Genomic DNA, 15062 nt, shown 5'->3' with positions numbered 1-15062 from the left:
ACACACTCCTACTACTAATAGCGCAACAACCAATTGAAGTTAATAAGCCCGCGCTTGTAGAGGAACCAAATTCCGGCACCAAAAACGCCAAGCACAGCAATAATTCCGCCAATAATAAGCGAATAGGCAAGTGAAGGATTCCGATTGAATAATCCTTTTACACCCTTTGCTTCAGATTTCACAATATCGTCATTATCATTCAATTTTTGTCGGTACAAACTTTTAGCAAGCCTCTTGTTACTAATTTTTGAAACAAGACCTTTATGCTTTTTAGCTTTTCTTGGCAATTGTTTTCCAGAACGTGAATTGCTTGACCCAAACCCACGACCTCCAACAAAAGAATTTCCGCCACCAACGGCACCGATTCCACCACTGCCATTATTACCGCCAGAACGAGGCAAACTAGTAGGTTTTACTGGATTATGAGGTGCAGAAGGACCAACTTTTTTGCCTTGTGTATCCTCTTTTTCATTGCTTCCGCCGCCGTCAGCATACCCCATTGGCGTTTCTTGTGGATCAACACCAACAGCAACATGAATATTGCGAGTTACTGTAGAATTTCCGTCAGAAGCTTGGAATTGCAATGTGTAATATCCCGGTTTGTCGAAATCCCAATTCGCATGAGCATGCGTATTTGCAGGTATAGTATAATCTGTTGCTCCTTGAGTGGAGAAAATCTCTTGATCTCCACCGCCCAAGCCGCCAAACATCCAAACACGTACGTTTCCAGGACCTTCAACTCCTGTTAAGCTCAATTGAGTTGGCTTATGCGGATTCATAGACTGATTATTCCAGCCCATCCATGGCACACCATCAATTTGTGTTTGCGGTATACGATACACGCCGTTAGTTTTACCAGCATCACCAACTGCGAATACAACTGTGTCTGGGTCTCTAAAGACGTGGCTTCCTGTCACATCTTCTTGCACAGCCATATCGACTTTATTTGAATCGCCAGTATATACAGCAATATCAACGTGACCGTGGTCTATAACAAGCTTGTCACCCTTGATGTCTTTGAACTTTAGCGCAGCAGATTGCTGACTTTGAGAATCTTGCTTTCCGCTTTTCGCGTTATGTTCCCCATTAATAAGACCACCGTTATTATTTCCAGCAAGTCCTTTATTACTTCCAAGAAGTCCTTGTTGTTGCATTTTTGCTCCAGGCCATGGAGTCACATACACAGTGTTGTTATTACCGTTAATGAAGAAAGATCCGTTACTTTGTTGCACATTAATGCTGTGATCCTCACTTTGAGAATCGTCATTATCATCTGAATCTTCTTCGTCATCTTCACCATCTTCATCACCATCAAAAGATGCGCCATCATAATCAGCAAAATCCCCAACTGTTACATCATGATTAGTGACGTGGAATGTATAGATTTGCTCAGAACTTTGCTCCTCGTCACCAACGGTAGTAGTAGCCTTCATTTTTAACTTGTACACACCAGGACGGTTAAAAGACCAATACATGTGCAAATGCTTGCCACCAGTCTCAGTGACGTCAACATCTTTCGGCCAGTTTTCAGCAGAGCCGAGCATTTTCTCATAATCGTCACCGCTGCGAGTGTACATAAAAACTTCGCCATTGTGAGGTGCTTCGATACCAGTTAATGACAGTTTGACCGTTGGATTAACTGAAGTAGAACCAGCTCCCTTATATAACGGTCTAGTGTCTAAACCAGGCCATAATGCACCAGTATTTCCAGCTCCAGATTGATCAAAGAACCAGACTACACCTTCGCGAGTTGTTGCGTAGATTTCTTTTATTATCGGATCGTTCTCATCTTTGGAAAACTGCATGATATTTTTAGAGCCGACTTCAAAAATAAGTCGATTCGTATCGTAACGAGTGCCATTATGATCTTCACTTTCAAACGCATCTCCCAAGGTTCCTAATACCATGCGCCTGCTTGTAGTATCAAAGAAAGTTGCAAAAACGTCAGCATGCCCTTTATACGCATGGCACATTGCAACTTTACTATCAGCCGCAGGTTGTGAAGCAGTTTTATCTAAGCGAGCAGTTGCACACGCTTTAAAATTGGCTTGCTTTATTGCGTCAAAATCTTTAGAAGATTTCTTTCCGCTTACAACAGTTGCGTCACTGCCATTGTCAGCAAAAGCCGTGGGAGTTCCCATCATCATGCCACACAAGCACACGCCCACCAATAAAGCGCGAGATAATTTCTTTATACTATTACGAACCATTTTCGTCACACCATTATTTCCACTGAGTACCATCAGATTGCATATTGTCTGATTGAGAATATTGAGAATTATTAATTGGTGACATTACTGTCGTTTCTTGATCACGCACTAGATTTGACAAGGTATTGTCACCATTTGCATTATTCACAGAATTTGCATTATTTGCATACTGTTGATTAGCTTGTGCAGAAACTTGCTTAGCAAGCGCAAGATTTCGTGCTTTCTTGCTTTTAACTACAGCTATTAGTACAAAAATCACAATAATTACGGCAATAATAGCCACGAAAATACCTACGATTTGAAGAACTAAAGCTGTATCGTCACTTTTTTCAGATACTTTGTGAGAATGCTTATGCTTGTTGTTAAGGAGTTCGTGATGATGATTAGCTTCATCTTTTTCGGATTCATCGTTATCTTCTTCATCTTGACCCTCTTCGTCGCCCTCGTTGCCACTTGCTCCAGCAGCACTCGCACCTAAAGCAGCATTAGGATCGGTATTATCTCCAACCGCAAAATTAAGAACACGCGTATCGCTTACTGCGCGTCCATTTTTAAGCTTTCCTGAAAAAGTAAGCTTCACATGATAAATTCCAGGCTTAGAAAACACCCAATTCACGTGAGTATGAGCGTTGGCTTCAATCCAGCTGTTTTGCGGATATCCTTTAGTACTATCCCAAAGTTGCTGTGGATTGTTGTTGCCATTTTCTAAGTAAACATGCAGTTTACCCGGGCCGCTTACTCCTTCAAGAGAAAGGTTTGCACCGCGATCGAGCTCGTTAAGCACGCCACCTTCCTGCGTATTCCAACCAAGCCACGGCACATCAGGATTTTGAGTTTGTGGAATTACGTAAAGCTTGGTTCCAGGCTTTTCGCCAATAAAACTGTAGGCAGCATCATCAGGCATAGGAATTATTGAATTGCCACCTAATTTAAATACCACATTTTCTGGGTCTCGCCACACTGGTTCGTCACCAGTATCATCACGAATCTTCAATTTCCATTTGCCGTCGATTAGCGTTGGTCCAAAATCAGCATGACCTGCTTGAATCATAACTGGCTGATTGCCTTCATTAGCATAAGCAGTTTCCTGCATTGGATTTGGTGCACATAAAGATGCAACCAAAGTTACTAAAGAAAATATGAGCGCAAGCAACGCAGTAGAATATACATGCTTTCGTTTTACTTGCAATGTTTCATTTTGTTTGTAATTCATTATTTAAACTTTCTAGTAATAATACGAATACCATTTACAACAATTTCAATCTAGGACGTACCAATGCGCCGCATGCACCAGTTATTGTGCATAAGCCGACGCTCGCACCTGAAGCTGCAACCGCAATCCACTTAATCGAAGAACTATCACCTTTTATATCATCTGAATCATCTTCATACGTTTCATCAGATTCTTCGTTGTATTGCCTTGCACCTTGCAAAGCATGACGTTCATTACTCTTAACAAAATCAGAGTTATTGACAGAACTATTTTTGGACTTATTGCCAGAATTATTATCTGTTCTTACGAAATTACGAATAGTCTGTCCACTTTTCTTAGAGCTCTTGTTCTTAGTATGAGTTCCGTCAGAAGTTCGTCGCGATGAATTATGTAACGATGTTCCGCTTGAATTTTCTGTTCTTGTAAAAGAACTAGAACCAGAACTAGCACCACTTTGCGTATTATTTTTAGGATTATTCTTACGATTATTGCGGTTAGTCTTATTGCGGTTAGTCTTATTGCGATTATTCTTTGCGCGCTTTAATTTTTTGCCAGATTTCTTAAAGAAATTAGATTCGAATTGGAATCCACCGTTAGAGCTAGATCCGAATAGTCCAGAATTTGCAGCACCACCGAATACGCCTTTCAAAAAGTTCTTTCCACCAGCGAAATGCTTAGTCTTATTTTTGCGCTTATTATGACGATTATTATGTCGCTTCTCATGTCGCTTTTTCCCATGAGGATTCTCATCATCCTCAGAATCAGAACCACTTTGATCATCATCGCCATCATGGTTATGAGAGTGAGGAACACCTTTCATCTCAATAACATAATCGCAAAACTCATCAAACATTTTATTACGATAAAGCTCACCGTTCTTTAAAACTAAGGAAGGACGAATCGTTGCACCTTGCATTGACGCATCAAGTTTTAGCTCCAACTTGCTGTTCACGGCACCCGGAATGCGCTTAAATTCGCTTTCTCCTTCCTTTTTCATCAACCAAACATAATCTTTAACAATGGAAGTTACTGGACTTGTCGGATCGTCAATTGGCGCACCGGTAACACCGTCGGTTGCAACATGAGGGTTAAGCAATACTGTTTTCGCGTGTAAAGTATCCCCTGGTTTGAAACGCTTATAAGGAGCAATTGCTTTTACTACAGGATGTCCGTCAGCACCGTGATCTTCAACGGCGATGGTTGCAGACGCAGTATCTTTGCCAACTTGCGTTTCACCTTCAGTTGCGTGAGCATACACTTTCATCTTGTTCATTGCAGGCTCAGCTGGAAGCTGCAATCTCTCAGCAAAAAGAGTGGTTCCATACGCGTCAGGACCTTCGTCAGCACGCACATATCTCCACTCAATACGAGCGCCCTTTGGTTTGTTAACTACTTTTAAGTCTAAACCACCATAACCTTCGTATGAATGATAATGCGGATGAGGTCCGGAATCACGAATATTGCCGATGCGCATATCGCCGCCATCGTCTTTATCCGTGTCTTTATGATCTTTGGAAGCTTCGTGCGCTTCTTCATCATCGTCAGGATTAATAAAATCACCGCGACGGTGCAAATCAAGCGTTTCCGTAATGCCAGAAACAGGTACTTCGCCTGAATATGTATCTTCTACTTCAAAAGTGTATTCTGCAGGTTCGGTTGTAATCTGCTTCTTAGTGTTCTTATTTGTAATAGTTGCTGCTACTTTTAGTTTGTAAACGCCAGGCTGCGTAAATCCCCAGTTTGCATGCACGTGGCCAGCAGTATGTTGGTGAATTACGCCAGGTAGCATAAATCGACTGCCATCAGTATCAGGTTCGTCGTCTAAATCATTCTCTTCAAATGATAATTTCTTCGAATTTTTTCCAATGCCATCGGTAGTCCAAAGCAGAATGCGCCCGTTCATTGGTCCAGTAACTTGCTGAATTGCAATATCTGCTGTTGCATCATCTGCGTGAGATGCGCCAACTAAAGATGCAGCATAACCTGTGTCCCAACCTGGGAAGAGGGGGTTTCCTTTTTGATTTCCGGAACTATCGAGATAGTAGTATTCAGTAGCGAGAGCAGGAAGTTGCGATTTTGTAGTATACGTGCTTTTGGCTACGCGCAAAGTAGTGTTTTCAGGCTTTAAGAAAGTAGCAGCGTCTTTTTCGACGGCCATAATGAATTTACCATTGTATTGAATTGGGTAAAACACGTCTGTATGACCGTGACTTAGCACTTCCTTTTTTGTAGGATCGTATTTTTCAGCAGGATTACCATTTTCTAATGCAACTGCCGGTAAAGCAGCGCTGAACCCCGATACCAGCACCGCAAACGCAAGCACCGCAACGCCACACATTGCAAACGCGCGTTTTACCATATTCTTAATGACCTGAGTCATAATTACTATTTCGCTCTCTACACTTCATCTTCTCTATTTCGCAATGTGTACTCTTCTTTTACACATAACTACTCGAAGACATCTTTACAACGTCTATCAATAATAATAATGATTCTCATTAATAGTCAAGTCGACACTCCGATTAAACAAAAACGCTGGCAGCTCAAAGCAACCAGCGTCGATTATTTTTAATAACTATTTAATAATTATTTAAATAGTTTGTAGCTAAAATTCTCAGCCTTCTACAATATCCGCATTAAGGCAAGTCTTAAAGTGGCGCAAAGCCCACTCGTGACCTTGAGGATCAAAGCTTGCGACAGCATCTTTGTGAACCACAATCTTGAATCCAAGATTATACGCATCGACAGCCGTGTGAAGCACGCAAATATCTGTGCAAACGCCTACCAAATGCAGCTCCTCAATATGACGTTCGCGAAGTTTAATCAGCAAATCAGTGCCATTAAACGACGAGTAGCGAGTTTTATGAATGTAATAAACGTTGCTTTTATCTTTATTTGCCTCATAAAAATCACCAAGAGTGCCATAGAGCTCCTGACCGTGTGTTCCAGCAATATTGTGAGGTGGGAAAAGCTTAGTTTCAGGATGATACGGATCGTTTAGATGATGCGTATCGATTGCAAAAACAACGAATTCTCCAGCGTCTAGAAATTCTTGCGATATCTCTGTAATTCGCTTCTCGAGCTTTTGTGCAGGCTCTCCTACTGTAAGCGAGCCATCACTTGCAACGAAATCATTCGTATAATCAATGTTAATAAGAGCCTTTTTCATACATACTTCCGTCTAATTGTGTTAAAGCTACACTTACACACTACTCTTTACGCTAACAAGATTCTTTACACTAACATGTTTTGGTACAATCGCACTACAAGAATATGAACGTGTTCGACGATAACCTAAACTTAAATAATAAAAAAGCGGGGAACAATCAAGTTCCCCGCTTATCAAAGAATAATGCGGCAGCGTGCTAGTCTCCCACACCCTATCGAGTGCAGTACCCTCACCGTGTCAGGCCTTAGCTTCCGGGTTCGGAATGGGACCGGGCGTCTCACCTGAGCCATGACCACCGCAAAACTAGATTATACACTCGCTTTAAACGAGCGGCAAATTGGCGGTTTGGGAACCGGACATGAACGCGAGCAAACAGAAGAAACAATCATCAAAATCAACAACTTAACCATAATCATGATCATTTAACACTCCATACTATTAAGAGAATTAAACGATAAGCAATACAAGTAGTATCACAATCGCCCATTAGTACTGGTCAGCTCCACCCCTTACAGGGCTTCCACATCCAGCCTATCAACCACGTGTTCTACATGGGGGCTCACACACAAAGTGCAAGGAATGCTAATCTTGGAGCAGGCTTCCCGCTTAGATGCTTTCAGCGGTTATCCCTTCCAAACGTAGCTAACCGGCAGCGCCACTGGCGTGACGACCGGCATACCAGAGGTTCGTCCACCCAGGTCCTCTCGTACTATGGGCAGGTCTCCTCAACATTCCAACGAGCGCAGAGGATAGAGACCAAACTGTCTCACGACGTTCTGAACCCAGCTCGCGTGCCGCTTTAATCGGCGAACAGCCGAACCCTTGGGACCTGCTCCAGCCCCAGGATGCGACGAGCCGACATCGAGGTGCCAAACCATCCCGTCGATATGGACTCTTGGGAATGATCAGCCTGTTATCCCCGGGGTACCTTTTATCCGTTGAGCGATGCCACGTCCGTACGCCGGCACCGGATCACTATCTCCGACTTTCGTCCCTGCTCGACCCGTCAGTCTCACAGTCAAGCCCGCTTGTGCGATTACACTCAACACCCGATTGCCAACCGGGCTGAGCGGACCATTGAGCGCCTCCGTTACTCTTTAGGAGGCAACCGCCCCAGTTAAACTACCCGCCAGGCACTGTCCCTAACACGGATAACGTGTCGAGGTTAGACGCCAGATATGGAAAGAGCGGTATTTCACTGATCGACTCCACGCAAGCTAGCGCCCACGCTTCACAGCCTCCCGCCTATGCTACACGATCCACACCTAACGACAATACCAAGGTATAGTAAAGGTCCCGGGGTCTTTTCGTCCTTCTGCGCTTAACGAGCATCTTTACTCGTACTGCAATTTCGCCGGGCTCCTGGCCGAGACAGTGGGGAAGTCGTTACGCCATTCGTGCAGGTCGGAACTTACCCGACAAGGAATTTCGCTACCTTAGGATGGTTATAGTTACCACCGCCGTTTACCGGGGCTTAAATTCACCGCTTCACCGAAGCTAACGGATCCTCTTAACCTTCCGGCACCGGGCAGGCGTCAGAGCGTATACAGCGGCTTACGCCTTCGCACGCTCCTGTGTTTTTGGTAAACAGTCGCTACCCCCTAGCTTGTGCCACCCCCAACAGCTCCGCTTGTAAAAAACATCACCATCAGGGGTCTCCCTTATGCCGAAGGCACGGGAGTAATTTGCCGAGTTCCTTGGCCAGGATTCGCCCGATCGCTTTGGTATACTCTACCAGACCACCAGTGTCGGTTTAGGGTACGAGCGGAATCACACCTCACGTTGAAGCTTTTCTCGGCAAGCAGGATCACCGGAATCAGCCTTACAGCCTACCCATCACGCCTCAGCTTAAACATCCCCCGGATTTACCTAGAGGACAGCCCACACGCTTAGCCACGGAAAACCACCTCCGCAGCCGGCTACCTACCCGCGTCACTCCCACGCTAACCTACTACCGATACAGTCCCAACACTAAACCAGAAGAAAACCCCGAAAGATAATCAACCAGAATAACGAAGGTTAGTACTCTCAGATTCAGTTCGAACGGTGTAACACCGGTACGGGAATATCAACCCGTTCATCCATTCGACTACGCCTGTCGGCCTCGCCTTAGGACTCGACTCACCCGGGGACGACGAACGTGGCCCCGGAACCCTTAGTCATTCAGCGGACAGGATTCACACCTGTCTCTCGCTACTCATGTCTGCATTCTCACTCCCGTATAGTCCACGACAAGTTCACACTGCCGCTTCACCCCATACAGGACGCTCTCCTACCCCACATGAACTAAATCATGCAGTCGCGTCTTCGGTGGCGTGCTTAAGCCCCGCTACATTGTCGGCGCGGAACCACTAGACCAGTGAGCTGTTACGCACTCTTTCAAGGATGGCTGCTTCTGAGCCAACCTCCTGGCTGTCTATGCGACTCCACATCCTTTCCCACTTAGCACGCGCTTCGGGACCTTAGACGACGATCAGGGCTGTTTCCCTTTTGACGACGGAGCTTATCCCCCGCCGACTCACTGCCATGATAAACCTAACAGGTATTCGGAGTTTGGCTGCTATTAGTACCCGGTATGGGCCCGCAAGCATCCAGTAGCTCTACCCCCTGCAAGCAATAACATGACGCTGCACCTAAATGCATTTCGGAGAGAACCAGCTATCACGGAATTTGATTGGCCTTTCACCCCTAACCCCAAGTCATCCCCCCAGTTTTCAACCTAGGTGGGTTCGGTCCTCCACACGGTCTTACCCGCGCTTCAACCTGCTCAGGGCTAGATCATCCCGCTTCGGGTCCAGGACATGCGACTAAAACGCCTTTTAAAACTCGCTTTCGCTACGGCTCCCCCACCCGGGTTAGCCTCGCCACATACCACTGACTCGCAGACTCATTTTTCGATAGGCACGCCGTCACCCCACAAAGAAGGCTCCGACGGATTGTAAGCGCACGGTTTCAGGAACTATTTCACTCCCCTCCCGGGGTGCTTTTCACCTTTCCCTCACGGTACTAGTACACTATCGGTCAGACAGGAATACTTAGGCTTACCCAACGGTCTGGGCAGATTCACGCGGGATTCCACGAGGCCCGCGCTACTTGGGAATAAACATAAAAAGACATCGCGCAACCTGCTACGGGGCCATCACCCTCTACGGCTGGGAATTCAATCCCATTCACATAACACGACATTTTATCACTCTTCTCAACCCCGTCAGAGGCTGAACAGTCAATCCCACGACCCCGAATACGCAACACCTGACGGTTATCACACGTACTCGGTTTAGCCTGATCCGCTTTCGCTCGCCACTACTCACGGAGTATCCTTTCCTGCAGGTACTGAGATGTTTCACTTCCCTGCGTACCCCCCACAAAAACTGTGGTGACCACCCATAACAGTGGCCGGGTCTCCCCATTCGGAAATCCTCGGATCAAAGCCCACTCGGCAGCTCCCCGAGGCATATCGCAGCCCGTCACGTCCTTCATCGGTCCTGTCTACCAAGGCATCCACCATACGCCCTTACCAGTGATACACCAGTAAAAAGCCTATCGCTTAACTCTCTAGACAATAAATCATCACACTAAACGATCACAAAACGATCAAGCGACTCCACCAAAATGGAGCCGGTTGAAATTGATAAAAGTAAAAACAAGCAAAACCAAAAATAGTCTCACTATTCTTACTCGCGTCCACTATCCAGTTCTCAAACCACCAAACACCAAGAACACAAGCCAAAAACCAAAAAGCCTCAACCTGTAATCCAAGGGTCAGGACCGCAACCCCAAAAAAAGGGGGGTGGCAATCCGGGAACCCAAAAGCATGCCCAACAAACTCATCTAAAAACATTAACTATTGTTTTCCACACCAGTAACCACACTCAACCGAGCGTGCACAAAAACTCCGTAGAAAGGAGGTGATCCAGCCGCACCTTCCGGTACGGCTACCTTGTTACGACTTAGTCCCAATCACGAGCCTCACCTTAGACGGCTCCATCCCAAAAGGGTTAGGCCACCGGCTTCGGGTGCTGCCCACTTTCATGACTTGACGGGCGGTGTGTACAAGGCCCGGGAACGCATTCACCGCGACGTTGCTGATTCGCGATTACTAGCGACTCCGCCTTCACGTAGTCGAGTTGCAGACTACGATCCGAACTGAGACCAGTTTTAAGGGATTAGCACCATGTCACCATGAAGCAACCCGTTGTACTGGCCATTGTAGCATGCGTGAAGCCCTGGACGTAAGGGGCATGATGATCTGACGTCATCCCCACCTTCCTCCGAGTTAACCCCGGCGGTCCCCCGTGAGTTCCCGGCATAACCCGCTGGCAACACAGGGCGAGGGTTGCGCTCGTTGCGGGACTTAACCCAACATCTCACGACACGAGCTGACGACGACCATGCACCACCTGTGAACCTGCCCCGAAAGGAAACCACATCTCTGCAGTCGTCAGGCACATGTCAAGCCCAGGTAAGGTTCTTCGCGTTGCATCGAATTAATCCGCATGCTCCGCCGCTTGTGCGGGCCCCCGTCAATTTCTTTGAGTTTTAGCCTTGCGGCCGTACTCCCCAGGCGGGACGCTTAACGCGTTAGCTCCGACACAGAACCCGTGGAATGGGCCCCACATCCAGCGTCCACCGTTTACGGCGTGGACTACCAGGGTATCTAATCCTGTTCGCTCCCCACGCTTTCGCTTCTCAGCGTCAGTAACAGCCCAGAGACCTGCCTTCGCCATTGGTGTTCTTCCCGATATCTACACATTCCACCGTTACACCGAGAATTCCAGTCTCCCCTACTGCACTCTAGCCCGCCCGTACCCGGCGCAAACCCACCGTTAAGCGATGGGCTTTCACACCAGACGCGACGAACCGCCTACAAGCTCTTTACGCCCAATAATTCCGGATAACGCTTGCGCCCTACGTATTACCGCGGCTGCTGGCACGTAGTTAGCCGGCGCTTATTCGAAAGGTACACTCACCCAAAAGGCTTGCTCCCAATCAAAAGCGGTTTACAACCCGAAGGCCTTCATCCCGCACGCGGCGTCGCTGCGTCAGGGTTCCCCCCATTGCGCAATATTCCCCACTGCTGCCTCCCGTAGGAGTCTGGGCCGTATCTCAGTCCCAATGTGGCCGTCCGCCCTCTCAGGCCGGCTACCCGTCGAAGCCTAGGTGGGCCATTACCCCGCCTACAAGCTGATAGGACGCGACCCCATCCCATGCCACTAAACACTTTCCCAACAAGACATGCGTCAAGTTGGAGCATCCAGCATTACCACCCGTTTCCAAGAGCTATTCTGGAGCATGGGGCAGGTTGGTCACGCATTACTCACCCGTTCGCCACTCTCACCAACCAGCAAGCTGGTCAGATCCCGTTCGACTTGCATGTGTTAAGCACGCCGCCAGCGTTCATCCTGAGCCAGAATCGAACCCTCCACGAAAAACTTCAATGAAGAGCCAACAAAAGGCTCCAATATAAAAGAAAAAGACGAGACATTCTTTAAGGAAAGAACATCCCAACAAAAAACCTCACCATCATTTAACCATCTCTCAGGCACCCCACAATCCGTGAGGCTGACAATGAACTGGCAATAATTAACTAATAAGTAGTACAGACACGCTCTTGAGTTCTCAAACCACCACCACACCAGCCGGCCCATCAACCTCAACCGAGGAGAACCAGCCGCGCTGAGCAGCAAGAGATAAACTTACACCAAACCCCACCAAAACGCAAACCAACACCAAACAAACACCACAAAACCATTGAAAACAAGCCAAAACATCGGCGTGTCGAAAACACGCAAAAAACCACAACAAACCACCACAACCACCAACACAAAACCAAAAACAACCCAAAAAACAAACAAAAAACCATAAAAAACACAAAACCCGGGAGTGTCGAAAATAAAATAGATGGGCAATTAACACATAACTGCCCATCTATACAATCTTTATCTATTTTTTATCTATTTTTACCTTAGATATTTTCTACTTACTTTGACTATTTTTTAGTGACATGACCACCAAACTGCGCACGCAACGATGAAACTACTCGCAAAGTGTCATCTCCACCTCCGCGAGATACTTGGCGAGCCCACAATGAGCATGCGGTAACTGGGGTTGGAACACCAAGTTCAAGTGCAGCTTCAACCATCCACTTTGCTTCACCAGATTCATTAGCAACAGGAGGCATAGATTCTAATGTTGGATCGTCTTTTGCAGCGCGCGCGAATAAGTCAAGCAACCAAGATTGAACAACAGAACCTTGGCGCCATGAAGACATAACCTTAGCTGGATCATCTATTAATTCTGAACGCATCATTGTTGCAAAGCCTTCACCAAAAGCCTGCATCATGCCATATTCAATTCCATTGTGAACCATCTTGGCAAAATGACCACCGCCAACAGCACCAGCGTGAACGAGTCCGTCAGGGCCTTCAGGCTTCAAAGTCTCGAAAATTGGTAGCATTCTCTGATAATCTTCATAGGAGCCGCCAGCCATCAATGCGTAACCACGAGTCGAGCCCCAAACTCCTCCTGAAACTCCAACATCCATAAAATGGATTCCCTTTGCTTTTAATTCAACAGAATGACGTTGATCATCAATATACCTGGTATTACCTCCATCAATTACTAGATCATTATCTTCAAGAAGATTGCTTAATTTTTCGATAGTTGTGTCTGTAGGAAAACCAGCTGGAACCATAACCCATACAATACGCGGACTAGAAAGTCTTTGTACCAATTTTTCTAAAGAATCAACATCTCGATTTGATTCGGCACTAACGTCATATCCAACAACTTCATGACCTCCTTCGCGCAAGCGCTTAACCATGTTTCCACCCATGCGCCCTAAACCGATAACACCTAATTGCATAATAAATTCCTTCCTTCAAATTTTTTGATAACTTTTAATAACTTTTAATAACTTTTGCAAAACTGTCACAAAACTTATTCAGATAATCTTTTTAATTTCATATGAACACAGGAACAACAGCGGAAACTAGCATAATAATTGCAAGTCCAACAACAGACAATACTGTTTCCATTAATGACCATGTTTTAAATGTTTGTCCTACGCTCATACCGAAATATTCTTTAACCAACCAGAATCCAGCATCATTTACATGAGATAAGAAGATTGATCCAGCACCAATAGCTAGTACGAGTAACGCTAATTGTACTTGATTTAGATTTGCAGCCAAAGGTGCAACAATACCAGATGCCGTTACGGTTGCAACGGTTGCAGATCCAGTCGCCAGCCTAATTAGTACAGCAACAATCCATCCAGCAAGAAGAGGATTAAGATTTGCCTGAACAATACCCGTAGCAATAACTTTACCAATTCCAGAATCTACAAGAGTCTGCTTGAATCCACCTCCAGCAGCAACGATCAACAAGATACTTGCAATTGAGGAGAACGAAAGGCCTACCAGAGAATTTAATGTATCCCTACTCCACTTTGCGCGAATAGCAAATAATATCATCGCAAAAATAGTAGTGATTGTAAGAGCTTCAAGTGGTGTTCCAATCCATGCGATTACACTACCAAATGTAGATTTTGATTGCCCCGTAATATCAACAACACTGGCTGCAAGCATAAGAATTACTGGAAGTAAAATTACGCTAGATGCTTCCGCGAATGTAGGACGATTTTGTGGCTTATCTTCCTTCTTATTGTCTTCTTCTTGCTTAGCTTGAATAGGAACCATTTTTACCATCCAATGAACCATTAGAGGTCCTGCGATTGCTACAGTTGGTATGGCGATAATCAAACCAAAAGCCAAAGTCAATCCAAGGTTTGCGTGCAAAGCATCAATAGCAACAAGTGGTCCAGGATGTGGCGGTACAAAAGCATGCAAAGCCGATAAGCCTGCGAGCGCCGGTATTCCTAAAGCAATTACTGGCATTTTTGTACGACGAGCAACAAGAAGAATAATTGGTATAAGTATCACTACACCAACTTCAAAGAACAGTGGAATTCCAACAATAAATGCGCTCAGCGCCATAGCCCATGGAAGCTTATGTTCTGGAGCTTTCTTAAGTATGGTGTCACAAATCACGTCTGCTCCACCAGAACGCGTAAGAAGAATTCCAATAATTCCGCCTAAAGCAATGAGTAATCCAACTCCTGATGCTGTGGAACCAACTCCATTAGTAAAGCTTGTAAGACTTTTATCATATGGAACTCCTGCAATGATTGCAGTTGCAATCGAACCAATCATTAACGATAGGAAGGGATGTACTTTTACCACTGCAATAAGTACGACAATAAGCGCTATACCTAATATTGCCGCAAGAATTAACCCACTCATAAATCCTCCATGATTTTGTGAATTGTTTTAATTATTGTGATGCTTTATTTATAATTCCTTGTGATCTTTTGTTTACGATCAATGCGCTAACAACTTTGTTATTTGCGTTAGTAATTTTTGAATGTATATTTTTGTGCTGCTTTACAATTGCGCCACTTTACAATTGC

7 protein-coding genes and 3 rRNA genes are annotated in these 15062 nt (G+C 45.6%); all 10 read right to left on the bottom strand.

Going from position 1 to position 15062, the window contains the following annotated elements:
- Positions 1–14: 14 nt before the first annotated feature.
- Positions 15–2210 (bottom strand): choice-of-anchor M domain-containing protein, encoded by a 2196-nt coding sequence (locus HXT46_RS00850; protein WP_421786068.1) that lies wholly within the window; start codon positions 2208–2210, stop codon positions 15–17.
- Between the two features lie 13 nt (positions 2211–2223).
- Positions 2224–3423: a TIGR03773 family transporter-associated surface protein gene (locus HXT46_RS00845; RefSeq protein WP_004115987.1), complete on the bottom strand. Its 1200-nt coding sequence runs from the start codon at positions 3421–3423 to the stop codon at positions 2224–2226.
- Positions 3424–3457: 34 nt separating this feature from the next.
- Positions 3458–5803, bottom strand: coding sequence for a choice-of-anchor M domain-containing protein (locus HXT46_RS00840; RefSeq protein ID WP_101890054.1), 2346 nt, complete (start codon positions 5801–5803; stop codon positions 3458–3460).
- Between the two features lie 234 nt (positions 5804–6037).
- Entirely contained in the window at positions 6038–6592 is a 555-nt protein-coding gene (locus tag HXT46_RS00835; protein WP_004125197.1) for a cysteine hydrolase family protein, read from the bottom strand.
- Positions 6593–6775: 183 nt separating this feature from the next.
- Positions 6776–6892, bottom strand: a 5S ribosomal RNA gene (gene rrf, locus HXT46_RS00830).
- Positions 6893–7059: 167 nt separating this feature from the next.
- Positions 7060–10120: ribosomal RNA gene (locus tag HXT46_RS00825) — 23S ribosomal RNA — on the bottom strand.
- 373 nt (positions 10121–10493) lie between these two features.
- Positions 10494–12021: ribosomal RNA gene (locus HXT46_RS00820) — 16S ribosomal RNA — on the bottom strand.
- The 16S, 23S and 5S rRNA genes sit together here, the layout of an rRNA operon.
- Positions 12022–12211: 190 nt before the next feature.
- Positions 12212–12520, bottom strand: coding sequence for a hypothetical protein (locus tag HXT46_RS00815; protein WP_415682516.1), 309 nt, complete (start codon positions 12518–12520; stop codon positions 12212–12214).
- Positions 12521–12581: 61 nt separating this feature from the next.
- Entirely contained in the window at positions 12582–13457 is an 876-nt protein-coding gene (gene gnd / locus HXT46_RS00810) for a phosphogluconate dehydrogenase (NAD(+)-dependent, decarboxylating) (protein ID WP_064623022.1), read from the bottom strand.
- A 97-nt stretch (positions 13458–13554) separates the two neighbouring features.
- Positions 13555–14895 carry a GntP family permease gene (locus tag HXT46_RS00805; RefSeq protein ID WP_004112718.1) on the bottom strand — a complete coding sequence of 447 codons (1341 nt, stop codon included), beginning with the start codon at positions 14893–14895 and terminating at the stop codon, positions 13555–13557.
- Between the last annotated feature and the right edge of the window lie 167 nt (positions 14896–15062).

Source organism: Gardnerella sp. DNF01204, from assembly GCF_049244145.1.
Taxonomy (GTDB): domain Bacteria; phylum Actinomycetota; class Actinomycetes; order Actinomycetales; family Bifidobacteriaceae; genus Bifidobacterium; species Bifidobacterium vaginale.
This window is presented reverse-complemented; position numbering and strand designations above follow the sequence as displayed.

What these genes read in the sequence shown, in the direction of transcription:
- HXT46_RS00835 (WP_004125197.1), bottom strand. Translation starts at nt 6,592, where the DNA reads ATGAAAAAGGCTCTTATTAACATTGATTATACGAATGATTTCGTTGCA.
- gnd (WP_064623022.1), bottom strand. Translation starts at nt 13,457, where the DNA reads ATGCAATTAGGTGTTATCGGTTTAGGGCGCATGGGTGGAAACATGGTT.
- HXT46_RS00850 (WP_421786068.1), bottom strand. Translation starts at nt 2,210, where the DNA reads ATGGTTCGTAATAGTATAAAGAAATTATCTCGCGCTTTATTGGTGGGC.
- HXT46_RS00840 (WP_101890054.1), bottom strand. Translation starts at nt 5,803, where the DNA reads ATGACTCAGGTCATTAAGAATATGGTAAAACGCGCGTTTGCAATGTGT.
- HXT46_RS00845 (WP_004115987.1), bottom strand. Translation starts at nt 3,423, where the DNA reads ATGAATTACAAACAAAATGAAACATTGCAAGTAAAACGAAAGCATGTA.
- HXT46_RS00815 (WP_415682516.1), bottom strand. Translation starts at nt 12,520, where the DNA reads ATGGGCAGTTATGTGTTAATTGCCCATCTATTTTATTTTCGACACTCC.
- HXT46_RS00805 (WP_004112718.1), bottom strand. Translation starts at nt 14,895, where the DNA reads ATGAGTGGGTTAATTCTTGCGGCAATATTAGGTATAGCGCTTATTGTC.